Genomic DNA, 21,861 nt, shown 5'->3' with positions numbered 1-21,861 from the left:
GAGGAGCAGTGAGTTAATGCGGATTGGAGTGCTCACCGGAGGTGGCGACTGCCCCGGGCTGAACGCCGTCATCAGGGCCGTCGTGCGGACGTGCGACGTCCGGTACAACTCGTCGGTCGTCGGGTTCCTCGACGGTTGGCGGGGTCTGATGGAGGATCGCCGCATTCAGCTCGCCAACGACGATCGCAACGACCGTCTGCTCACCAAGGGCGGCACCATCCTCGGAACCGCACGGGTCAACCCCGACAAATTGCTCGCCGGCCTGGACCAGATCAAGCAGACGATGGAAGACAACGGGATCGACGTGTTGATCCCGATCGGCGGCGAGGGCACGCTCACGGCGGCGCACTGGCTGTCGGAGGAGAACGTGCCCGTCGTCGGCGTCCCGAAGACCATCGACAACGACATCGACTGCACCGACGTGACCTTCGGTCACGACACGGCGCTCCAAGTGGCTACCGACGCGATCGACCGGCTGCACAGCACGGCGGAATCCCACCAGCGGGTGATGCTCGTCGAGGTGATGGGCCGCCACGCGGGGTGGATCGCGCTGAACGCCGGGTTGGCCTCCGGCGCGCACATGACCCTCATCCCTGAGCAGCCCTTCGACGTCGAAGAGGTCTGCCGGCTCATCAAGCAACGCTTCGTCCGCGGTGATTCGCACTTCATTTGCGTGGTCGCCGAGGGGGCGAAGCCAGCCGAGGGCACGATGCAAATTCGTGACGGCGGAATCGACGAGTTCGGCCACGTGAAGTTCACCGGCGTGGCGCACCAGTTGGGCGTCGAGATCGAGAAGCGGATCAAGAAGGAAGTACGGACGACCGTGCTGGGCCACGTCCAGCGCGGCGGTACCCCGACCGCCTACGACCGGGTGCTTGCCACCCGGTTCGGCGTCAACGCCGCCGACGCAGCGCACTCCGGTGAGTACGGGATGATGGTGTCGCTGCGTGGTCAGGAGATCGGCCGGGTCCCGCTGGCCGAGGCCGTCAAGCAGTTGAAGCTGGTGCCGCAGGGCCGGTACGACGACGCCGCCGAGTTCTTCGGCTGACCTCGCCTTCCCCGCGAGCAGACATAAATGGCCCTCGATGAGCCATTTTCAGGGCCTCTTGTGTCTGCTCGCGAGGAGAGCCGACCAACTAACTAGGATCGAATCATGACTGTCGCCACCGCCGAACTCATCGACTACGACGAGGTCATCTCGCGCTACGACCCCGTGATGGGCATGGAGGTCCACGTCGAACTGTCGACGGCGACCAAGATGTTCTGCGGGTGTGCGAACAACTTCGGCGCCGAACCGAACACCAACGTCTGCCCGACGTGCCTCGGACTGCCAGGCGCGCTGCCGGTGGTCAACGTCGCCGCCGTGGAGTCCGCGATCCGCATCGGCCTCGCGCTGAACTGTTCCATCGCCCCGTGGGGCCGCTTCGCGCGCAAGAACTACTTCTACCCGGACCAGCCGAAGAACTACCAGATCAGCCAGTACGACGAGCCCATCGCCGTCGACGGCTACCTGGACGTTCCCCTCGACGACGGCACCACGTGGCGGGTGGAGATCGAGCGCGCGCACATGGAGGAGGACACGGGCAAGCTGACGCACCTCGGCAGTGCCACGGGCCGCATCGCGGGCGCCACCACGTCGCTGCTCGACTTCAACCGGGCCGGTGTTCCCCTTGTCGAGATCGTCACCAGGCCCATCGAGGGTGCGGGTGAGCGAGCCCCCGAGATCGCCCGCTCGTATGTGACGGCGCTGCGAGATCTGTTGCGCGGCTTGGACGTATCCGACGTCCGGATGGATCAGGGTTCGATGCGCTGCGACGCGAACCTGTCCCTCAAGCTCACCGGCGCCCCCGAATTCGGTACCCGCACCGAGACGAAGAACGTCAACTCGCTCAAGAGCGTCGAGGTGGCCGTCCGCTACGAAATGCGCAGGCAGGCAGCCATTCTCGACGCAGGCGGCGAGATCATCCAGGAGACCAGGCACTTCCACGAGGACGGGTACACCAGCGCCGGACGCCGCAAGGAGACCGCGGAGGACTACCGGTACTTCCCCGAGCCCGACCTCGAGCCGGTCGCGCCGAGCCCCGAACTCGTCGAACGGCTGCGGGCCACCATCCCCGAGCTGCCGTGGCTGCAACGCAACAGGATTCAGCAGGACTGGGGCATCTCCGACGAGGTGATGCGCGACCTGGTGAACAACGGCGTCATCGATTTGGTCACCGCGACGGTCGCCGAGGGCGCCTCGAGTGAGGCCGCAAGGGCGCTCTGGGGCAACTTCCTGGTCGAGAAGGCCAACGAAGCAGGGGTGACGGCAGCCGAATTGGCCATCACGCCCAAGCAGGTCGCCGCGGTGGTGAAGCTGATCGACGAGGGCAAGCTGTCGAACAAGTTGGCGCGTCAGGTGATCGAGGGCGTGCTCGCCGGCGAGGGTGAACCCGAGCAGGTGATGACCGACCGCGGATTGGCCGTCGTGCGCGACGACTCGGTGATCCAAGCCGCCATCGATCAAGCTCTCGAGGCGCACCCCGACATCGCGGACAAGATTCGCGGCGGCAAGGTGCAGGCTGCCGGCGCCGTGGTCGGCGCCGTCATGAAGGCCACCAAGGGTCAGGCCGACGCGGCGCGGGTCAGGGAACTGGTGCTGGCCGCCTGCGGCCAGCAAGGCTGACGGACGCGCCGGCCCCAGTGCCGGGGCCGGGGCCGACCCGGCGGCTCAGGTGTTCTCCGCGTTGGTGCGGGGGAATCCGCCACCCTGCGGGAAGAGCGGGAACACGACGTCGTCGACCTTGTCGGCGTCACCGGAGGTCCGGTTGATCGTGCCACCCCAGACGTTGCCGTCCGGTGAGAGCTTCAGGGCCCACGCGTGCCCGTGCGTGTCCTGACGGACCACCTCCGGGTCGCCGGTGACGGCGCCGGTGTCGGGTGCCATGCGGATGGCGACGGTCTGCTTGGTGTTGACCATGTTGACCAGGACGCTGCCGTCGGTGACGGCGCACCCGGCGATCCCCGGCTTGTCCGGCCACGTCCACACCGTGGACACGACGGAGTCCTTGGTGATGCGCTGCAGCCGGTCACCGGTCGGTGTCCGATCGGTGACGTATTGGGAACCGTCCGCCCGGTCGATGCAGAGCCCGCCGGCGCCGCCGATTCCGCTGAGCGCGGTCGTCGGGGGAGCCTGGTCCACGGTCGTCGGCTGTTCGATGCGGATCAGCTTGCCGGCCAGCGAACTTGGATCCGATGCCTGGGCGGGGTCCCCGGCGTCGCCGGTGAGCAGTTCCAGCGTCGTGGGGCTGGTGAACATCAGCGCGCCCATGTTGTTGGTGGCGCCCTTCGGGATGCCGGTCAGAATCGGCTTGGGGACGTCGCCGTCGGCGATGCGCACGATGCGGTTGTCCGACGGCGTGCTGACGTAGGCGTACATCAGCTTGTCCTGCGAGTACGTGGGGGAGAGCACGATGTCCATCAGCCCGCCGTCACCGGACGGGTCGACGGGAATCACCAGCTTGACCTTGGGTTCTGCGTTGGTGGCGATCTCCTTGACCGCGCCGGTCGTCCGCTCTGCCACCAGTGCCGACTTGCTGTCCGGGCCCATGATCAGACCGCTGGTGCTCTCCAGGCAGCCCTGCATCACGCCCTTCGCGTCGCAGACCTTGGGGAAGGGCTGCGCGGGTAGCGGCGGCGGTGGGGGTGGCTCCTCGCTAGGGGGAGGACCCATCTCGGGCTGGGTGGTGAACGGTTGGGACTGGTTGTCGTCGAACCGGGCGCAGCCCGACCCGACCAGCAACGCCGCACACAGCAGCACCAGCACACGTCGCGTCGGCCGCTGCACACTCATGCCCGCCAGATTACGGATCGCCAGGCAGTGCGCGCCACGTCGGTGGTCGGTCGCGTGGTCACGGCTTGGGCAAGATCGGTGCAAATGCGCCGCGCCAATCCACGATTCGCAGGTAACTAGCACTTACGCTGGGAAACGTGACCAGTACTTCTCACGATCCGCGCGCGTGGCAGAGACCTGAAGACTCCGCCGCGCGTCCTGCGTCGGCGCGCCTGGTCGACCCGGAGGACGACCTCCCCTCATCGACCTATGCGGGCGACTTCGAGACCACCGCCATCCCGCGGTACGACTCGAACACGCCCAACCCCGAGCATTCCGGCTACGGACTGCTCAACGACCCCGAGCCGCTGCCGTATGTCCAACCCGCGAACAGGCACCCGGCGCAGCCGGCCGAGCCGACCGAGATCGAACCGGACACGGGCTTCGGCACGTCGGAGCAGGCGGGCCGCCGGGGTACCCAGGACCTCGGCTTGATGGTGCTCCGCGTCGGCCTCGGCGCCCTGCTGATCGCACACGGTCTGCAGAAGGCGTTCGGGTTGTGGGGTGGCCAGGGCCTCAACGGTTTTCAGCAGTCACTGGTGGACATGGGCTACCAGCACGCCAACATCCTGACCTACGTCGGCGTCGCCGGCCAGATCGGCGCCGGCGTGCTCTTGGTACTCGGACTGTTCACCCCGGTGGCCGCCGCCGGAGCGGTCGCCTACCTGATCAACGCCCTGCTGGCCGCCGTCGCGGCGCAACCGGATCGCGGCTACTTCACGTTCTTCCTGCCCGACGGGCACGAGTACCTCGTCATGCTGCTGGTGCTCGCCGCCGCCCTGGTGCTGACGGGACCGGGCAAGTACGGCTTCGACGCAGGTCGTGGCTGGTCGCGGCGCCCGTTCGTGGGATCGGGCGTGGCCCTGGTGCTCGGCATCGGCGTCGGCATCGGCGTGTGGGTGCTGCTCAACGGCGCCAATCCGCTCGCCTGAGACCTACTCGTACGGGTTGGGCACCCGGCCGTCGGTGGCGGCCGTCAACTGCGGCAGCGTCGCGAACGTGACCGCTGGCAGTCTGACGTCGGAGCCGTCCTTGAGATGCGCCGACGCCCATGCGCTGCGGTCGAAGCGCAAGCCGTCGACGTCCTCCCATTGAACCGTCTTGCTGCTGACCAGCGAGCGGGCGGTGACGGTGTCGCGGTCCGCGGTGGTGCGGTACCGGGCGACCGCGAACGACGCCGCGATCGGTAGAACCAACAGCACGGCAAACCACGTGGGATTGGCGAGCACCATGGCCATGACTCCCAGCGTCAGGAAGCCGACCGCGAAGTGGGCCATCGGCGAAATCCTGATGACGACCGGGGCCGGGGACGCGGAAGCGGAGGAAGGGCTCACGTGGTCATCTTCCCAGTCATCTGCGGACCGGTGACCGTCGCCCCGTTCCTCGCCCACGGGCGGAGACGACGGAATTTGACCTTTGAGCAGTATGGAGGCTACCGTCGCGGGTATGAAGACCGTCTCGATTCTCGTAGTACTTGGTTCGCGCGTTGGAGCGTAACCCGACTGAGTAACCAGTCAGAGCCTACGAGCCGACGCGCAACCCTCGTGCAGCATCCGCTGACGGGGGTTTTTTGTTGCCCGAGAACATGATTAGAACCGCACCCCAGACCCGCACCACCCCAATGAGGACGTAGAGGACATCGTGAGCGCACCGACCACGCGACCACCGGAACCGGGCACCCGAGCCAACGGCACGCCGGCAGTTGCAAACCCGCCCGCACCGCAGCCCAGAAAGGTTGCCCCGGAACAGATGACGGGCGCTCAGGCCGTCATCCGCTCGCTCGAAGAACTCGACGTCGACGTCATCTTCGGCATCCCCGGCGGCGCGGTTCTGCCGGTCTACGATCCGCTGTTCGACTCGGTGAAGCTCCGGCACGTGCTGGTCCGTCACGAGCAGGGCGCCGGACACGCGGCCAGCGGATACGCCCACGCCACCGGCAAGGTCGGCGTGATGATGGCCACCTCGGGTCCCGGTGCGACCAACCTCGTCACCCCGCTGGCCGACGCGCAGATGGACTCCATTCCCGTCGTCGCGATCACCGGTCAGGTCGGCCGCGCACTCATCGGCACCGACGCCTTCCAGGAAGCCGACATCTCGGGCATCACGATGCCGATCACCAAGCACAACTTCCTGGTTCGCAACGGCGACGAGATCGCCCAGCAGATGGCCGAGGCGTTCCACATCGCACGGTCGGGCCGTCCCGGCGCCGTCCTGGTGGACATCCCCAAGGACGTGCTGCAGGCGCAGTGCACGTTCAGCTGGCCGCCGAAGATCGACCTGCCCGGCTACAAGCCGAACACCCGGCCGCACAGCAGGCAGGTGCGCGAGGCCGCCAAGCTGATCGCGGCGGCCAGCAAGCCGGTGCTGTACGTCGGCGGCGGCGTGATCCGCGGGGAGGCCTCCGCCGAACTGCTGGAGCTCGCCAACCTGACCGGCATCCCGGTGGTCACCACGCTGATGGCGCGCGGCGCGTTCCCCGACAGCCACCCGCAGAACCTCGGCATGCCGGGCATGCACGGCACCGTGGCGGCCGTCGGCGCCCTGCAGAAGAGCGACCTGCTGATCGCCCTTGGCACGCGCTTCGACGACCGCGTGACCGGCAAACTGGACTCGTTCGCCCCCGACGCGAAGGTGATCCACGCTGACATCGACCCGGCGGAGATCGGCAAGAACCGCAATGCCGACGTGCCGATCGTGGGTGACGTGAAGAACGTGATCTCCGATCTGCTCGACGCGCTGCGGCGCGACGGCACCTCTGCGGACACGTTGGACCTGGACGACTGGTGGACCTACCTCAACGGCGTCCGGTCGACGTTCCCGTTGAGCTACGGACCGCAGAGCGACGGCAGCCTAAGCCCCGAGTTCGTCATCGAATCCCTCGGCCGGATCGCCGGGCCGGACGCGGTGTACGTGGCGGGCGTTGGGCAGCACCAGATGTGGGCCGCTCAGTTCATCAAGTACGAGAATCCCAAGACGTGGCTCAACTCCGGTGGTCTCGGCACGATGGGGTACGCCGTGCCCGCCGCCATGGGTGCGAAGTTCGCCCGGCCCGAGGCCGAGGTGTGGGCCATCGACGGTGACGGTTGCTTCCAGATGACGAACCAGGAGCTGGCGACCTGTGCCGTCGAGGGCGCACCGATCAAGGTGGCGTTGATCAACAACGGCAACCTCGGCATGGTGCGGCAATGGCAGACGCTGTTCTACGAACAGCGCTACAGCCAGACCAACCTGTCCACGCACAGCCATCGCATCCCCGACTTCGTCAAGTTGGCCGAGGCGTTGGGTTGCGTCGGATTGCGTTGTGAGCGAGCCGAAGACGTCGAGGACGTCATCAACCAGGCGCGGGCGATCAACGACCGTCCGGTGGTGATCGACTTCATCGTCGGCGCCGACGCCCAGGTGTGGCCGATGGTGGCCGCGGGCATGAGCAACGATCAGATCGAAGCGGCCAGGGGAATCCGGCCGTTGTTCGACGATCAGGGCAACGAGGGACACGCCTAATGGCCATCAAGACCCACACGCTTTCGGTGCTCGTCGAGGACAAGCCGGGCGTGCTCGCACGCGTGGCGTCGTTGTTCTCGCGGCGCGGCTTCAACATTCAGTCGCTGGCCGTCGGTGCCACCGAACAGAAGAACCTGTCCCGGATGACGATCGTCGTCTCGGTCGAGGACTTCCCGCTCGAGCAGATCACCAAGCAGCTCAACAAGCTGATCAACGTGATCAAGATCGTCGAGCAGGACGAGGACAATTCGGTCTCTCGGGAACTGGCGCTGATCAAGGTCCGCGCCGACGCGGCCACCCGCGGGCAGATCATCGAAGCGGTGAACCTGTTCCGGGCCAAGGTCGTCGACGTGTCGGCCGAGTCGCTGGTGGTCGAGGCCACCGGAACGCCTGGCAAGCTGGAGGCGCTGTTGGCGCTCCTCGAGCCCTACGGCATACGAGAGATCGCACAGTCCGGCATGGTGACGCTCGCCCGCGGACCCCGCGGCATCTCAGGCGTCAAGTAGTCAACCGTTCGCAACGAAGTACAGACCAGGAAGAGCAAGGTGGCATTACACAATGGCAGTTGAGATGTTCTACGACGACGACGCAGACCTGTCGATCATCCAGGGACGCAAGGTCGCCGTCATCGGCTACGGCAGCCAGGGGCATGCGCATTCGCTGTCGCTGCGTGACTCGGGCGTCGAGGTGAAGGTCGGCCTCAAGGAGGGCTCCAAGTCCCGCGACAAGGTGACCGAGCAGGGCCTCGAGGTCGACACGCCCGCCGAGGTCGCCAAGTGGGCCGACGTGATCATGCTGCTCGCGCCCGACACCGCGCAGGCAGAGATCTTCAAGAACGACATCGAGCCGAACCTGGTGGCGGGCAACGCCCTGTTCTTCGGTCACGGCCTGAACATCCACTTCGACCTGATCGAGCCGTCCGACGACATCACCGTCGGCATGGTCGCCCCGAAGGGACCGGGCCACCTGGTCCGCCGTCAGTTCGTCGACGGCAAGGGCGTGCCCTGCCTGATCGCCGTCGACCAGGACCCCACTGGCGAGGGCCAGGCGCTCGCGCTGTCCTACGCCGCAGCCATCGGCGGTGCCCGGGCCGGCGTCATCAAGACGACGTTCAAGGAAGAGACCGAGACCGACCTCTTCGGTGAGCAGGCCGTATTGTGCGGCGGCACCGAGGAATTGGTGAAGGTTGGCTTCGAGGTCATGGTCGAGGCGGGCTACGCCCCCGAGATGGCCTACTTCGAGGTGCTGCACGAGCTCAAGCTGATCGTCGACCTGATGTACGAGGGCGGCATCGCCCGGATGAACTACTCGGTGTCCGACACCGCGGAGTTCGGCGGCTACGTGTCCGGTCCCCGTGTCATCGACGCCGACACCAAGGAGCGGATGCGCGGCATCCTCAAGGACATCCAGGACGGCACGTTCGTCAAGGCGCTCGTCGCCAACGTCGAAGGTGGCAACAAGCGGCTCGAGAAGCTTCGCGCGGAGAACGCCGAGCACCCGATCGAGGTCACCGGCAAGAAGCTGCGCGACCTGATGAGCTGGGTCGACCGGCCGATCACCGAAACCGCTTAGCACCACACGATTTCGGCGCGCTCAACCGCGATCCAGCGCGGTTGAGCGCGCCGAAGTCATGTCGGGGCCAGGAGGCGGTCGGTCAATTCGACCGGATGCGACAGCATCGCCATGTGCCCGCCGGGGGTGCGCTCGGGTTCGACGCCCAACCGGTCGGCGACGACGCCGGCCATGAAGTCCGCAGGGAAGAACCTGTCGTCGGCGAACAGCACGAACCGTGTCGCGATCCGGGGAAGCTCCGACGCCGGCCACGGTGCGACCGTCGGCGTATCCGACTGGCCGCGTGGCACTTCCTCGGCGACGACCGCGGGGTCGACGCCGTTGTAGTACAGCTCGTTCTCGTCGTCGAGGTCGTACCCGCCGGCCAGGGCCGCCGCTCGTTGGGCGGCAACGCAATTGGTGGCGCCCCACCAGTCGGCGGGCCGCTCGCCCGGCCGGGGAATCATGGCCGAGACGTAGATCAGCGCCGACGCCCCCACCCGGGTGCACGCGAGCGCCCCGGTGAAGCCACCGAAGGAATGGGCGACGACGACAGGCGGCTCGCCGTCGTCGAGATGCCGGGCCAGCACGGCGTCGGCATAGGTGTCGAGGTCGGCCGAATCGTCCTCGCATGGCAGGTCGACGGCGATCCCGTGATGCCCCCGACGGTCCAGCTCGTCGACCACGAAGCGCCAGCACGACGGATCGCACGCGGCACCGGGCACCAGAAGGAAGGTCGTCACGGCGCCAGGCTGGGAAGCGTCGTGAGTCCGAACTCGCGGCGCAGCACGGTGCGCGCCGCGTAGTAGCCGGCCATGCCGTGCACGCCCGTCCCCGGCGGCGTGGCCGACGAACAGAGGTACGCCTTCGGGATCGGCGTGGTCCACGGGTCGAGGCGCAGCGTCGGGCCGATCATGGCGCCGAACAGCGTTGCGCCGCCGACGATGATGTCGCCGCCGACGTAATTGGCATTGTGGCGCGACATGTGGGCGGCCGGAACACAGCGCGCCGCCACCACCAGGTCCCGGAAGCCGGGCGCGGCCCGCTCGAACATGGCGGTGATCGTCTCCACCAGATCGGCCGTCGACCCCGACGGGACGTGCGCGTACGTCCACAGAGGCCGCCGTCCCTGCGCGTCGACGCGGGACGGATCTGACACGTGCGGCAGGGACGCCAGCGTCATCGGCCACTCGGCATGGCGACCCGCGTTGACCTCGCGTTCGGCCAAGGCCATCTGTGCCCGGCTCCCACCCATGTGCACCGTCGACGCCTGCCCGACGCGCTCGTCGAGCCACGGAATCTCACCGGAGAGGACGAAGTCGACCTTGCACACGCCGGGTCCGAACTTGTAGCGGCGCAACGCCTTTGCGTACCGGGGCGGAACGGCGTCCCCGTAGACGTCCAGCAGAGCCGTCGGCGCGGTGTCGTAGACGACCACACCCGCCGGGGGAGTGGTCACCGGCTCGCCGACCACCACCTCCCCGCCATGTGCGCGCAGGTCGGCAATGAGTGCGTCGGCGATCGTCTGGGTGCCGCCCACCGGCACGGGCCAGCCCGCCGTATGCGCCACCGTGCCGAGCATCAACCCGGCCCCGCTGTTGACCGGGGACGGCATCGGCGAAATGGCATGCGCGCCAACCCCGGTGAACAACGCCCGCGCGTCCTCGCCGCGGAGCACCCCCCACGCCGGGCTGCCCTGGGCCAGCACCCTCAGCCCCGTGCGAACCGTCGTCACCAGGTCCGGCGGCAGCGAGCGCTTGTCGCCCAGGAAGAAGCCGAGGACGCCGTCGGCGTGCTCGACCAACGGGCCGAACAGCCGCCGCCACGACTTGCCCTCGTCGAGTTCGGCGCACGTCCGGTCCAGGGAGCGGTAGGCGACCGCCGCGGGCCTGCCGGGCAGCGGATTGGCGTAGGAGATCTCGGGGGCCGTCAGCTGCACCCCGCGCGCCGCGAGGTCGAACTCGGCGAAGAACGGTGACGCGACCCCCAGCGGGTGCACGGCCGAGCAGACGTCGTGACTGACGCCGGGATATTCGGGATCGGGCATCGTCCGCGCCCCGCCGCCAGCGGTGGGTTGCGCCTCCACGACGCGGACGCGCAGGCCGGCCCTTGCGCAGATGACCGCCGCGCTCAGCCCGTTGGGTCCACTACCGACGACCGTGACGTCCATCAACCAATTAGAGCCCACTACTCTGTTCGCGTGAGCCTGCCCGTTGTTTTGATTGCCGACAAACTTGCCGAATCGACAGTTGCCGCCCTGGGAGACCAGGTCGAGGTCCGCTGGGTCGACGGCCCCGACCGCGAAAAGCTGCTTGCCGCGGTCCCAGAAGCCGACGCCCTGCTGGTGCGCTCGGCGACGACGGTGGACGCCGAGGTCATCGCCGCGGCCCCCAAGTTGAAGATCGTCGCCCGCGCCGGCGTAGGGCTCGACAACGTCGACGTCGACGCCGCGACCGCACGTGGCGTGCTCGTCGTCAACGCACCGACGTCGAACATCCACAGCGCCGCCGAGCACGCGATTGCCCTGATGCTGGCCGCAGCCCGGCAGATTCCCGCCGCCGACGCGACACTGCGCGAGCACACCTGGAAGCGATCCAAGTTCTCCGGTGTGGAGATCTTCGGCAAGACGGTCGGTGTGGTCGGGCTCGGCCGCATCGGACAGCTCGTCGCGCAGCGGCTAGCCGCGTTCGGCGCTCACATCACCGCGTATGACCCCTACGTCTCGCAGGCCCGCGCCGCGCAGCTCGGCATCGAGCTGCTGACGCTCGACGAGCTGCTCGGACGCGCCGACTTCATCTCCGTGCACCTGCCCAAGACCAAGGAGACTGCCGGCCTGATCGGCACCGAGGCGCTGGCCAAGACCAAGCCCGGCGTCATCATCGTCAACGCCGCCCGCGGCGGACTGATCGACGAGCACGCCCTGGCCGACGCGATCAAGAGCGGCCACGTCCGCGGCGCCGGACTCGACGTCTTCTCCACCGAACCGTGCACCGACAGCCCGCTGTTCGAGCTGCCCGAGGTCGTCGTCACCCCGCACCTCGGGGCGTCCACCGCCGAAGCGCAGGACCGCGCGGGCACCGACGTCGCGGCCAGCGTGCGGCTGGCACTGGCAGGCGAGTTCGTTCCCGACGCCGTCAACGTCGGCGGCGGCGTCGTCGGCGAGGAAGTCGCCCCATGGCTGGACCTGGTGCGCAAGCTGGGGCTGCTGGTGGGCGCGCTGTCCGCCGAGCTGCCCACCAACCTGTCCGTCCAGGTCCGCGGCGAGCTGGCGTCCGAAGAGGTCGGCGTCCTGAAGCTCTCGGCGTTGCGCGGGCTGTTCTCCGCCGTCATCGAAGACCAGGTGACGTTCGTGAACGCGCCGTCGTTGGCCGCCGAGCGCGGTGTCGAGGCCGCCATCACCACGGCCCCGGAAAGTCCCAACCACCGCAGCGTCGTCGACGTGCGTGCAGTCGCCGCCGACGGGTCGATCGTCAACGTGGCAGGCACCCTGTCGGGCCCACAGCAGGTGGAGAAGATCGTCCAGATCAACGAGCGCAACCTCGACCTGCGCGCCGAGGGCGTGAACCTCATTGTCAACTACAGCGACGTGCCAGGGGCGCTCGGCACCATCGGTACCAGGTTGGGCAGTGCCGGGGTCAACATCCTCGCCGCGCAACTCAGCCAGGACGCCGACGGTGACGGCGCGACGATCATGCTGCGGTTGGACCGCCAGGTGCCCGGCGACGTACTCGCCGCGCTCGGCGCCGACGTCAGCGCCACGACGATGGAATTGGTGGACCTGTCATGAGATTGGCCGTCATCGCCGGCGACGGCATCGGACCCGAGGTCGTCGACGAAGCGCTCAAGGTGCTCGACGTCGTCACCCCCGGGGTGGACAAGACCACCTACGACGTCGGCGCCCGCCGCTACCACGCCACGGGTGAGGTCATGCCCGACGGCCTGGTCGACGAACTGCGCACCCACGACGCAATCCTGTTGGGCGCCATCGGCGATCCGTCGGTGCCCAGCGGCGTGCTCGAGCGCGGGCTGCTGCTGCGCATGCGGTTCGAGCTCGACCACCACGTCAACCTTCGCCCGTCGAAGCTGCACGCCGGGGTCAGCAGCCCGCTGGGTGAGGTGGACCTCGACTTCCTGGTCGTCCGCGAGGGCACCGAGGGCCCGTACACCGGCAACGGTGGTGCGATCCGCGTCGGCACGCCGCACGAGGTGGCCACCGAGGTCAGCCTGAACACCGCGTTCGGCGTCGAGCGCGTGGTGCGCGACGCGTTCGCGCGGGCGTCCAAGCGGCGCAAGCACCTGACCCTGGTGCACAAGACCAACGTGCTGGCGTTCGCCGGCAAGCTGTGGTCGCGCATCGTCGATGAAGTGGGCCGGGAGTTCCCCGACGTCGAGGTCGCCTACCAGCACGTCGACGCCGCCACGATCCACATGGTCACCGACCCGGGGCGCTTCGACGTGATCGTCACCGACAACCTGTTCGGCGACATCATCACCGACCTCGCGGCAGCGGTGTCCGGTGGCATCGGGCTGGCCGCCAGCGGCAACATCGACGCGACGGGAACCAACCCGTCGATGTTCGAGCCGGTGCACGGCAGCGCGCCGGACATTGCGGGCAAGGGCATCGCCGACCCCACCGCGGCGGTCATGTCGGTCGCCCTGCTCTTGGCGCATCTGGGCGAGGACGCCGCGGCAGCACGGGTCGACGCCGCGGTGGCCAAGCACCTCGCCACGCTCGACGGCGCGAAGCTCTCCACCTCCGAGACCGGCGACCGCATCGTCGGTCTGCTCTGACCTGATGGCCAGATACTCAGGCTGATCCAAAGGGTGGCTGTGGACCATCCCTGCTCCTAACGTCGACGTGTCCGACGCGAGGAGTATCGATTGACCACGGAAACCGTTCGCACGTACCGCGATTCGGCGCTTCACCCGCTCGACGACCCGATCCGGTCGTCGTTGCGGGGTGCGCACGCACGGTTTGCGGTCTGGTCCGGCCGCATCGCCAGGTACGACCAGGAGGTGGCGGGCTTCATCGGCCATCCGCCCCACCTCGACGAGGGGGACTGGGCCGATCTGGCGGCGTTGACCGGTCCGTCGGCCGAGGCGTCGCTGCGCGGTGCGCACGTGCCGCCCGCCGACTGGGAGGTGCTCGACCACATCGGGTCGGTGCAGCTCGACGGCACGAACGTCGACGTGGCTACCGACCCGGACGTGGTGGTCCTCGGATCCGACGACGTGCCGCAGATGTTGGACCTGGTCGCCCGCACCGAACCCGGTCCGTTCCGTAAGCGGACGATCGAGATGGGGACCTATCTCGGATTCCTCGACGAGGGCCGGCTGGTCGCACTGGCCGGTGAACGCATGCACCCCGACGGGTGGACCGAGATCAGCGCCGTGTGCACCGACCCGCGGTACCGCAAGCGTGGTCTGAGCACCCGGTTGGTGCGGGCGGTGGGACATGGAATCCGCGCTCGAGGGGAGATCCCGTTCCTGCACGCCAGGGCCGACAACCACACGGCCATCAGGCTTTACGAGTCGTTGGGCTTCACCCTTCGGCAGCGTTCGGTGCTGACCCGGGTTCGCACTCCAGGGGACGGTCGGCAGTGACCGCCGTGGCTCCGAGCGCGACCGGCACGGCGGTCGACGACGATCGGGGGATCGTCGCCGAATCCCTTCTCGTGGCCCGCACCTGGCATCCCTGGCGCTGGGTGATCGGCACCGCGACGCTCGTGGTCGTCGCCCAGTTCGTCCACGGTCTGGCCACCAATGCGGGGTGGGACTGGGGCACGTTCGCGCAGTACTTCACGGCGAAATCGGTGATGGCCGCACTGTGGCTGACGATCCAGCTGACGTTCTGGGGCACCCTGATCGGCTTCGCGCTGGGGATCGCGCTTGCGGCCGCCCGGTTGTCGCACAACCCCGTGCTGCAGGTGATTTCGTGGTTCTACGTGTGGGCGTTTCGCTCCATTCCGCTGATCGTGCAACTGCTGTTCTGGTTCAACATCGCCTACCTGTATCCGACGCTGAGCGTCGGAGTCCCGTTCGGGCCCGCCTTCTTCACCGTCGACGTCAACGGCGTCATCAGCGGTTCGACGGCGGCCATCATCGGCCTGGCCTTGCATCAGGCCGCGTATTCGGCCGAGATCGTCCGCGCCGGGATCATCTCCGTGGACCAGGGGCAGCTCGAGGCAGCGGCTGCGCTCGGCATCCCCAAGCGCCGAGAGTTCTTCAAGATCGTTCTCCCGCAGGCCATGCGGGGCATCCTGCCCAACGCGGCCAACGAGGTGATCTCGTTGTTCAAGGGGACGTCGATCGTGTCGGTGATGGCGATTGCGGAACTCTTCTATCAGGTTCAGGTGATCTACGGGCGCAGCGGCCGAGTCGTGCCGCTGCTCATGGTGGCCACCGTCTGGTACATCGTCCTCACGTCGCTGCTGTCGATCGTGCAGTTCTACGTCGAGCGCCACTACGCCAGGGGCGCGCTGCGGACGATTCCGCTCACCCCGGTCCAGAAGCTACGCAGGAGGCTTGCGGCCCTTCCCCTTTCGCCGCGCGGAGCGACCCGATGACCGGCTTCGCGGTCGAGGCGCGTGGCGTACGTAAGTCCTACGGCACGCTCGAGGTCCTCAAGGGTGTGGACCTGACCGTCCGTCCCGGCGAGGTCACCGCGATCCTGGGGCCGTCGGGTTCGGGGAAGTCGACGCTGCTGCGCGTGCTCAACCACCTCGAGAAGGTCGACGCGGGTCTGGTGCGGGTCGACGGCGAACTGGTGGGCTACCGGATCAAGGGCCGCAAGCTGCACGAGCTCGCACCGCGCGAAATCCTTCGACAGCGCAGTCAGATCGGCTTCGTGTTCCAGAACTTCAACCTGTTTCCACACCTGACCGTGCTCGAAAACGTCATGGAGGCGCCCGTTTCCGCTCAGCGGCGGCGCCGCGACGAGGTCGAGGCGGAGGCCCTCGAGTTGCTCGAGCGCGTGGGCGTGGGGGACAAGGCCCACGATTATCCGCGGCGGCTCTCGGGCGGCCAACAGCAGCGGGTGGCGATCGCCCGCGCACTCGCGTTGCGCCCCAAGGTCATCCTCTTCGACGAACCCACCTCCGCACTCGATCCCGAGTTGGTCGGGGAGGTGCTCGAAGTCATCCGCCAACTGGCCGGCGACGGCGCGACGCTCGTCATCGTCACCCACGAGGTCGGCTTCGCACGGGAGGTCGCCGACACCGTCGTGTTCATGGACGGCGGCCTCGTCGTCGAGCAGGGCTCACCCGAGGCGGTCTTCGACCGTCCCTCCAACGCCAGGACCAGAGAGTTCTTGTCCCACGTCCTCTGATTCTCCAGATCGGTCACTCCAGAAAGCAGAACCTTGAGAACATTTCGCGCTGCCACCGCCGTCGCCGCCGCGTTGGCGGCCGTCACCTTGCTGGCCACCTCGTGCAGCGAGCCGACCGTCGGCGACACCGTGACCGCGGACAACGGTCAGACGTTCGACCTCACCCCGGAGCAGAAGGGGCGCATCGAGACCGACAAGGTGGACTCGATCGCGGCGCTGGTTCCGGCGGCGATCCGCGACCGCGGCGTCCTGCGCGTCACCGCCAACGTCGGGTCGACTCCGCCGCTGGACTTCTACGCCAGCGACAACGCCACCATCGTCGGCAGCGAGGTGGACGTCGCGCATCTGGTCGGGGACGTCCTCGGGTTGAAGGTCGAGAACACCAATGCCGACTGGGCGCAGAACTTCGTGCGGATCGACTCGGGGGAGGCCGACGCGTTCATCTCCAACGTGACGGTGACCGAGGAGCGCAAGGAGAAGTACGACTTCGCGACCTACCGGTTGGACAACCTCGCGCTGGAGGCGTCGGCCGACTCGACGTGGACCTACCACGACCGAAAGGACATCGCGGGCAAGCGGATCGGCGTCACCTCGGGCACCAACCAGGAGCAGTTGTTGGTCGACTGGAACGCCCAGAATGCGGCCGACGGGCTGAAGCCGGCGGAGATCGTCTACTACCAGAACAACGCCGACTACTACCTCGCGTTGGCCTCCAAACGACTCGACGGGTATCTGGGCCCGAACCCGTCGGCGGTGTATCACTCCGCCAGCGCGAAGGAGACGAAGATTCTCGCGACGTACTCCGGTGGCGGTGACGCGCTCCAGGGCGAGATCGCCGTTCTGACCAAGAAGGACAACGGCTTGATTCAGGCGGTCAACCAGGCCGTCAACCACGTGATCCAGAACGGCACATACCGCAAGGCCCTCGATCGTTGGGGTCTCGGCGGTGAGGCGGTCCCGCAGTCGGAGATCAATCCGCCGGGGCTGCCGAAGAAGTCGTGACGACGGTGACTGCGCACCGGTTCGCGGGGAGTGCGATGTAGGTTCGGCGTCATGGTGACGCCCAGGCTGCCGTCGATGGTGACGCTCACCCACCAATGCTGGCTGTTCGTCGTCGGATCGGCGTTCTTCGCAGCCGCCACGATGCCCGGCGTGGCCGCCGTGGCCGGTGCCGGTGCGGCCAACGCGCTCTGCTTCGTCGGCTCGTGGTTCTTCACCAGCGCGGCGTGGATTCAACTGGTCCTGTCTAGGCCCGAGGGCAGTCCCGAGTGGCGTTCGGCCGCCGTCCAATTCGGCGGCACCGTCCTGTTCAACGTCAGCACCGGCGCGTCGGTGTGGGCGCACGAGGTGATGGCCGAGCGACGGCTGGTGTGGGCGCCGGACGCGACGGGATCGCTGGCCTTCCTGGTCAGTGCCGCGATCGGGGTCGTCGCCGTCACGGCGAGCGTCGGTGGCTGGCAGCCGGCATCCCGTGACTGGCAGGCCCAGTGGGTCAACATGATCGGCTGCATCGCCTTCGCCGCGAGCGCGGTCGGGGCGTTCGTCTACCGGACCGGAAGCGTCGCCGACGTGGCGCTCGCCAACCTCGGCACGTTCCTCGGGGCGCTGTGCTTTCTGGCCGCCGCGCTGCTGGTGCTGCCGCGACGTCAGGTGGTCGGCGGCTGATTCCGCAGCGGGTCGGCGGCGACGGGCACGAGAGGTAGTGCAATCAACGGGAAGAGCGCGCACACGGCGAATGCCAGCGGGTAACCCGCCACGGTGATCAGGGCGCCGAACGCCGGGGGCACGATCCCCGTCGTCAGCAACTGGGCCGTGTTCTGGGTGCCTAGCGCCCGGCCGCTCCAGAACGGGCCCGCGATTTCGGCGATCGCGGTGAACGCGAGGCCGTTGTCGGACACCGTGACAACCGATGCGATCACGATCAAAGCGACGGACAGCGGTGAGTGCATCAGGTCCGTGACGGCGAGAAGACCCATCGCAACCGATGCCCCGATGGCGATGGTCCGGATCGGCTGCAGGCGTGATCCGCTCGTGTCGGACCATCGGCCCGCGGCGATCCGGCCTGCGGCGCCGAGCACCTGAGCGACGGTGACCAATGCGCCTGCGGACACCGCTGACCATCCGCGGTCCGCCATCAACCACACCAGGGTGAACGTCCACACCAGGCTTTGCGGCGTGACGAGCAACACGGATACGGCATGGATGCGCCACAGCGTCGACGAGCCGCGATAGGGATTGGCAAGCGTGTCGGCGTGTGCTTCCGCGCGCGGAGGCCGTGGTGGATCGAGCACGCCGATCGCGCTGACGACCGCCGCCGCGGCGCAGGCGATCGCAGGGAACAGCAGAGCCGCTGAGACTCCCTTGGCCTCGGCCAGCTGGGGAATCACCAACGCTCCCATGCCAACTCCGAGTGGGGTTGCGGTCTGGCGGATGCCCATCACGAGGCCGCGTTGGTGTGGCGGGAACCACCCGACCACGAGACGACCGCTGGCGGAATTGCTGCTCGCCGCTGCCATGCCCCCGATGAACAGGAAGATGCCGACCGTGACCAGCGAGTGCGAGAGGGCGGCGGCGAAGGCGGCGGCCGCGGTCAGTGCCGAACCGACGCCGAGCACGAGGCGTTCGCCGAACCTGTCGACGACGTAGCCCCACGCGATCAGAGTGACGACCATGCCGAAGCTGGGCAACGCGGAGACCAGGCCCGCTTCTGCGAGGTCGAGGCCCTGTTCGGTGTGCAGCGTCGGGATCAAGAACGCCACCCCGTTGATGAAGATGTTGGCGCACAAGGTCGCGGTCAGAGCGATCACCAACATCGACCATCGGCGTGCGGTCCCGAGCGTGGGTGCGGACATGTCCCCATCGTGGCACGGCAATCTCACGATGCCGAATCACCATCTCACTTGATGAGATTAGGAAATGAGAATGCCCCTCCTCCGCTGGCTGCGGAGAAGGGGCATTCGGTAGGCGTGAGGTCAGCTCGCGCTGGACGCTCCCGAGCCCTCAGAGCCCGAGCTGGCTGATCCCGCAGAGGAGTCCTTCTTCGAGCTGGCTGGCTTGCCGGTGCTGCCGGTCGACGCGGACGTCGACGTGGTGGCGTCGGACGAGGCGCTCGAGGACGACGAGCTCGTGGCCGACGCGCTGGAGGACGACGGTGCCTTGTCGTCATTGGACGACTTGGTGCTCGTCGGCTTGGTGCTCGGCTTGGAACTCGTCGAGGTGCTCGACTCGGTGCCGGCCGACTCGGTGCTCGACGAGGTACCGGCCGATTCGCTTTCGCCCTTGGTGGTGTCGCCAGCCGATTCGGCAGGCGTGCTTGCCGCCGGTTCCGTCGCGGCGGTGACCGGCTCGGTGGCCGTCGTCGGCTCCGTGGTCGGCTCGGTGGTGACCGCGACCGGTTCGGTGACGACGGGTGCCGTCGGGGCGGTCGTGACGTCGGTCGCGGCCTCCGTGGCGGGTTCCGTCGTGACGCTGGCCGTCGTCGCGCCGGTCTTGGCTGCCGTGTCGCCGACCTGAGCTGCGTCCGTCGGTGCTTCCGCCAGGCTGATCAACTTGGCGGAGCTCGGCAGGCTTGCCGCGGATGCCGCGGGTGGCACGGCCGAACTCAGAGCCGCGGCGAAGGTCTTCCGCACGTCCAGCAGGGCGGCAATCAATCCCGAGCCGAACCCACCCTCGACCAAGGGGCTGAAGATCCCGGTCGTGAACTGGGGCGGGTACCCGTTGAGGAAGGCGTTCGTCACGATGGCGGGGATGTTGGCGAGGGCGCTGAGTGCACCCGCCACGTCTCCCTTCCTGGCCGCGTCGATGACGGCCTGGCCGGCATCTCCAAACGAGTAGACCGCGCCGGCGATCGGAGAGATCGCGGCAAGGCCGATTGGCAGGAGTGCGTTCGGAATGGCGGCGACGACGTTGGCGAAGCGCTGGGCGCCGTCGGTGATGATCGACGTCGCCCCGATCAGGCTGATCGCCGGCCCCAGGATGAGCCCGATCCCGGCCTGGAAAAGGGTGCCGACTGCTGCGCTGAACTGCCCGGCGGCGAGCTGTTGAGCTGCCAGCAGAGTGGCCGCCGGCAGCGCGGCGACTTGGGACCCGAGTACGCCCACCGTGCCCTCGAGGGCCGTCGCCAGAGTGGAGGCGTTGGCCAGTTGGTTCTTCAGGAGCTGCGCCAGGATCGGGGCCGGATCGTCCTGGAACTGCGTGCCGAGCGCCGCCACGTTGGCGAAGGTGGTCTGGACGACGGTCACCCATTCGGCGATCGGGTTCGCCAGCGCCGCGAGCTGTACCTCGGCCGAGGATACGTGGATCGCCGGCAGGTGGATCTCTGGCGGCGGCACCGCGAGCGGTGCGGCGATGAGGGCGCTGGCGCCCACCACCGCGACACCGGCCGTGAGGTAAGACCGAACCGCTACGTGCACTGACATTTTTCTCCCTTTGTCGAACGGACCCCCGTGGCCAGGACCGTAGCGGAACTTACCAACGAGTAAGCACGAAATGGGCGACCAATTTTTTCTGCGAATTGATTGCATGTGATCGTTCCGTGATTGGCGAGATGCCCGTTCATGTAGCTGGTAGAGGTGGCGTGGATGCCTGTATCCCGACGCTGAATGGTCTCTTCTACGAGGTTGTGGGCAGTCCAATTGGCGGCGAACTTACTCGGCGGTAATGAGGGCGGGTTTGCTGGAACTGTCGCCGACGATAATTTAGCCGCAGGTTTCTGCGCGAGATTCTGGCGAAGATTCCGGCGGCCGGACGGATCCGTGAACTGGCTCGCGACGATGCGGGCCGCGGTGGCCGGTGTCCTAGGCTGTGAAAAATGCGCCTCGGTCGAATTGCCAGTCCAGACGGGGTCGCCTTCGTGAGCATCGAGGGTGACGTCGAGAACGGTGCCTTGGAGGCACGAGCCCGCGAAATCGCGGAGCATCCGTTCGGCACTCCCACCTTCACCGGGAGGTCGTGGCCGCTCGCCGACGTGCGACTTCTCGCCCCCATCCTCGCCAGCAAGGTGGTGTGCATGGGCAAGAACTACGCCGCCCATGCCGCCGAGATGGGCGGCGTGGCCCCGGAGGACCCGGTGATCTTCCTCAAGCCGAACACCGCGATCATCGGGCCGAACGTGCCCATTCAGCTGCCCGCCGACGCCCATCCCGTGCACCACGAGGGGGAGTTGGCCGCCGTCATCGGCCGGCCGTGCAAGGACGTTCCCGCGTCGAAGGCCGCCGAGAACATCCTCGGCTACACCATCGCCAACGACGTTTCGGCGCGTGACCAACAGAAGAAGGACGGCCAGTGGATGCGTGCCAAGGGGCACGACACCTTCTGCCCGGTCGGGCCGTGGATCGACACCGACGTCAACCCCTTCGACCTCGATCTGCGCACCGAGGTCAACGGCCAGGTTCGGCAACACAGCCGAACCTCGTTGATGATTCACGACATCGGCGCCATCATCGAGTGGGCCTCGTCGGTGATGACCCTGTTGCCCGGTGACCTGATCCTGACCGGGACGCCCGAGGGCGTCGGGCCCATCGAAGACGGTGACACGGTCAGCATCACGATCGAGGGAATCGGAACTCTCACCAATCCCGTTGTCCGCAAGGGTAAGTCATGACACCGCGGA

The 21,861-nt window shown here is 67.7% G+C and carries 20 protein-coding genes; 14 read left to right on the top strand and 6 right to left on the bottom strand.

Annotation, left to right across the window (positions count from 1 at the left end):
- Nucleotides 1-16 precede the first annotated feature (16 nt).
- Together ASD37_RS06070 and gatB are read left to right on the top strand one after the other, a co-directional pair.
- Nucleotides 17-1,048: an ATP-dependent 6-phosphofructokinase gene (locus ASD37_RS06070; RefSeq protein ID WP_056549073.1), complete on the top strand. Its 1,032-nt coding sequence runs from the start codon at nucleotides 17-19 to the stop codon at nucleotides 1,046-1,048.
- Nucleotides 1,049-1,153: 105 nt separating this feature from the next.
- Nucleotides 1,154-2,665: an Asp-tRNA(Asn)/Glu-tRNA(Gln) amidotransferase subunit GatB gene (gene gatB / locus ASD37_RS06065; protein WP_056549071.1), complete on the top strand. Its 1,512-nt coding sequence runs from the start codon at nucleotides 1,154-1,156 to the stop codon at nucleotides 2,663-2,665.
- Between the two features lie 45 nt (nucleotides 2,666-2,710).
- Here gatB and ASD37_RS06060 read toward each other — a convergent pair whose 3' ends face one another.
- On the bottom strand, nucleotides 2,711-3,832 hold the full coding sequence (locus tag ASD37_RS06060; RefSeq protein WP_056549070.1) for a PQQ-dependent sugar dehydrogenase: 1,122 nt from the start codon (nucleotides 3,830-3,832) through the stop codon (nucleotides 2,711-2,713).
- A gap of 137 nt (nucleotides 3,833-3,969) precedes the next feature.
- Between ASD37_RS06060 and ASD37_RS06055 the strand changes: the two genes are divergently transcribed.
- On the top strand, nucleotides 3,970-4,803 hold the full coding sequence (locus tag ASD37_RS06055; protein WP_056549068.1) for a DoxX family protein: 834 nt from the start codon (nucleotides 3,970-3,972) through the stop codon (nucleotides 4,801-4,803).
- Nucleotides 4,804-4,806: 3 nt separating this feature from the next.
- On the opposite strand, the gene ASD37_RS06050 is transcribed toward ASD37_RS06055, so the two are convergent.
- A complete protein-coding gene (locus ASD37_RS06050; protein ID WP_200959775.1) occupies nucleotides 4,807-5,148 on the bottom strand; it encodes a PH domain-containing protein in 342 nt (113 codons plus the stop codon).
- Nucleotides 5,149-5,512: 364 nt separating this feature from the next.
- Between ASD37_RS06050 and ASD37_RS06045 the strand changes: the two genes are divergently transcribed.
- From ASD37_RS06045 to ilvC, 3 genes are all read left to right on the top strand, one after another.
- Complete coding sequence (locus tag ASD37_RS06045; RefSeq protein WP_056549066.1) at nucleotides 5,513-7,372, top strand: acetolactate synthase large subunit; 1,860 nt, start codon at nucleotides 5,513-5,515, stop codon at nucleotides 7,370-7,372.
- A complete protein-coding gene (ilvN, locus tag ASD37_RS06040; RefSeq protein ID WP_056549064.1) occupies nucleotides 7,372-7,878 on the top strand; it encodes an acetolactate synthase small subunit in 507 nt (168 codons plus the stop codon). Before ASD37_RS06045 ends, ilvN begins: the two co-directional genes overlap by 1 nt.
- 64 nt (nucleotides 7,879-7,942) lie before the next feature.
- Nucleotides 7,943-8,944, top strand: coding sequence for a ketol-acid reductoisomerase (gene ilvC, locus ASD37_RS06035; RefSeq protein WP_200959774.1), 1,002 nt, complete (start codon nucleotides 7,943-7,945; stop codon nucleotides 8,942-8,944).
- A gap of 56 nt (nucleotides 8,945-9,000) precedes the next feature.
- On the opposite strand, the gene ASD37_RS06030 is transcribed toward ilvC, so the two are convergent.
- Both ASD37_RS06030 and ASD37_RS06025 read right to left on the bottom strand, forming a co-directional pair.
- Nucleotides 9,001-9,666: an alpha/beta fold hydrolase gene (locus ASD37_RS06030; protein WP_056549060.1), complete on the bottom strand. Its 666-nt coding sequence runs from the start codon at nucleotides 9,664-9,666 to the stop codon at nucleotides 9,001-9,003.
- Nucleotides 9,663-11,093, bottom strand: coding sequence for an NAD(P)/FAD-dependent oxidoreductase (locus ASD37_RS06025; RefSeq protein ID WP_082569944.1), 1,431 nt, complete (start codon nucleotides 11,091-11,093; stop codon nucleotides 9,663-9,665). Before ASD37_RS06025 ends, ASD37_RS06030 begins: the two co-directional genes overlap by 4 nt.
- Before the next feature lie 30 nt (nucleotides 11,094-11,123).
- Between ASD37_RS06025 and serA the strand changes: the two genes are divergently transcribed.
- The 7 genes from serA (at nucleotide 11,124) to ASD37_RS05990 (ending at nucleotide 17,915) form a co-directional block, all read left to right on the top strand.
- The gene (gene serA / locus ASD37_RS06020; RefSeq protein ID WP_056549055.1) at nucleotides 11,124-12,710 is read left to right on the top strand and encodes a phosphoglycerate dehydrogenase; all 1,587 of its coding nucleotides are present in this window, start codon (nucleotides 11,124-11,126) and stop codon (nucleotides 12,708-12,710) included.
- On the top strand, nucleotides 12,707-13,714 hold the full coding sequence (locus tag ASD37_RS06015; RefSeq protein ID WP_056549053.1) for a 3-isopropylmalate dehydrogenase: 1,008 nt from the start codon (nucleotides 12,707-12,709) through the stop codon (nucleotides 13,712-13,714). The genes serA and ASD37_RS06015 overlap by 4 nt, the downstream gene beginning before the upstream one ends.
- Nucleotides 13,715-13,804: 90 nt before the next feature.
- Complete coding sequence (locus ASD37_RS06010) at nucleotides 13,805-14,527, top strand: GNAT family N-acetyltransferase (protein WP_056549051.1); 723 nt, start codon at nucleotides 13,805-13,807, stop codon at nucleotides 14,525-14,527.
- 5 nt (nucleotides 14,528-14,532) lie between these two features.
- Nucleotides 14,533-15,489, top strand: coding sequence for an amino acid ABC transporter permease (locus tag ASD37_RS06005; RefSeq protein ID WP_056549921.1), 957 nt, complete (start codon nucleotides 14,533-14,535; stop codon nucleotides 15,487-15,489).
- Nucleotides 15,486-16,250 (top strand): amino acid ABC transporter ATP-binding protein, encoded by a 765-nt coding sequence (locus ASD37_RS06000; protein ID WP_056549049.1) that lies wholly within the window; start codon nucleotides 15,486-15,488, stop codon nucleotides 16,248-16,250. The genes ASD37_RS06005 and ASD37_RS06000 overlap by 4 nt, the downstream gene beginning before the upstream one ends.
- 33 nt (nucleotides 16,251-16,283) lie before the next feature.
- Complete coding sequence (locus tag ASD37_RS05995) at nucleotides 16,284-17,252, top strand: ABC transporter substrate-binding protein (protein ID WP_056549046.1); 969 nt, start codon at nucleotides 16,284-16,286, stop codon at nucleotides 17,250-17,252.
- 51 nt (nucleotides 17,253-17,303) lie between these two features.
- Nucleotides 17,304-17,915 (top strand): hypothetical protein, encoded by a 612-nt coding sequence (locus ASD37_RS05990; protein ID WP_235567975.1) that lies wholly within the window; start codon nucleotides 17,304-17,306, stop codon nucleotides 17,913-17,915.
- On the opposite strand, the gene ASD37_RS05985 is transcribed toward ASD37_RS05990, so the two are convergent.
- The gene (locus tag ASD37_RS05985; protein ID WP_056549038.1) at nucleotides 17,897-19,102 is read right to left on the bottom strand and encodes an MFS transporter; all 1,206 of its coding nucleotides are present in this window, start codon (nucleotides 19,100-19,102) and stop codon (nucleotides 17,897-17,899) included. The genes ASD37_RS05990 and ASD37_RS05985 overlap by 19 nt on opposite strands.
- Nucleotides 19,103-19,222: 120 nt before the next feature.
- A complete protein-coding gene (locus ASD37_RS05980; RefSeq protein ID WP_056549036.1) occupies nucleotides 19,223-20,668 on the bottom strand; it encodes a hypothetical protein in 1,446 nt (481 codons plus the stop codon).
- A 392-nt stretch (nucleotides 20,669-21,060) separates the two neighbouring features.
- On the opposite strand from ASD37_RS05980, the gene ASD37_RS05975 reads away from it, so the two are divergent.
- Nucleotides 21,061-21,852: a fumarylacetoacetate hydrolase family protein gene (locus ASD37_RS05975; protein WP_056549034.1), complete on the top strand. Its 792-nt coding sequence runs from the start codon at nucleotides 21,061-21,063 to the stop codon at nucleotides 21,850-21,852.
- Nucleotides 21,853-21,861: the final 9 nt, after the last annotated feature.

It is taken from the genome of Mycobacterium sp. Root135 (assembly GCF_001426545.1).
Classification (GTDB): Bacteria; Actinomycetota; Actinomycetes; order Mycobacteriales; family Mycobacteriaceae; genus Mycobacterium.
This window is presented reverse-complemented; position numbering and strand designations above follow the sequence as displayed.

Excerpts from the sequence above, each read along its gene's own strand:
- ASD37_RS06070 (WP_056549073.1), top strand. The coding sequence starts at position 17 with ATGCGGATTGGAGTGCTCACCGGAGGTGGCGACTGCCCCGGGCTGAAC.
- gatB (WP_056549071.1), top strand. The coding sequence starts at position 1,154 with ATGACTGTCGCCACCGCCGAACTCATCGACTACGACGAGGTCATCTCG.
- ASD37_RS06060 (WP_056549070.1), bottom strand. The coding sequence starts at position 3,832 with ATGAGTGTGCAGCGGCCGACGCGACGTGTGCTGGTGCTGCTGTGTGCG.
- ASD37_RS06050 (WP_200959775.1), bottom strand. The coding sequence starts at position 5,148 with ATGGCCCACTTCGCGGTCGGCTTCCTGACGCTGGGAGTCATGGCCATG.
- ilvN (WP_056549064.1), top strand. The coding sequence starts at position 7,372 with ATGGCCATCAAGACCCACACGCTTTCGGTGCTCGTCGAGGACAAGCCG.
- ilvC (WP_200959774.1), top strand. The coding sequence starts at position 7,943 with ATGTTCTACGACGACGACGCAGACCTGTCGATCATCCAGGGACGCAAG.
- ASD37_RS06025 (WP_082569944.1), bottom strand. The coding sequence starts at position 11,093 with ATGGACGTCACGGTCGTCGGTAGTGGACCCAACGGGCTGAGCGCGGCG.
- ASD37_RS06015 (WP_056549053.1), top strand. The coding sequence starts at position 12,707 with ATGAGATTGGCCGTCATCGCCGGCGACGGCATCGGACCCGAGGTCGTC.
- ASD37_RS06000 (WP_056549049.1), top strand. The coding sequence starts at position 15,486 with ATGACCGGCTTCGCGGTCGAGGCGCGTGGCGTACGTAAGTCCTACGGC.
- ASD37_RS05990 (WP_235567975.1), top strand. The coding sequence starts at position 17,304 with ATGGTGACGCCCAGGCTGCCGTCGATGGTGACGCTCACCCACCAATGC.
- ASD37_RS05985 (WP_056549038.1), bottom strand. The coding sequence starts at position 19,102 with ATGTCCGCACCCACGCTCGGGACCGCACGCCGATGGTCGATGTTGGTG.
- ASD37_RS05980 (WP_056549036.1), bottom strand. The coding sequence starts at position 20,668 with ATGTCAGTGCACGTAGCGGTTCGGTCTTACCTCACGGCCGGTGTCGCG.
- ASD37_RS05975 (WP_056549034.1), top strand. The coding sequence starts at position 21,061 with ATGCGCCTCGGTCGAATTGCCAGTCCAGACGGGGTCGCCTTCGTGAGC.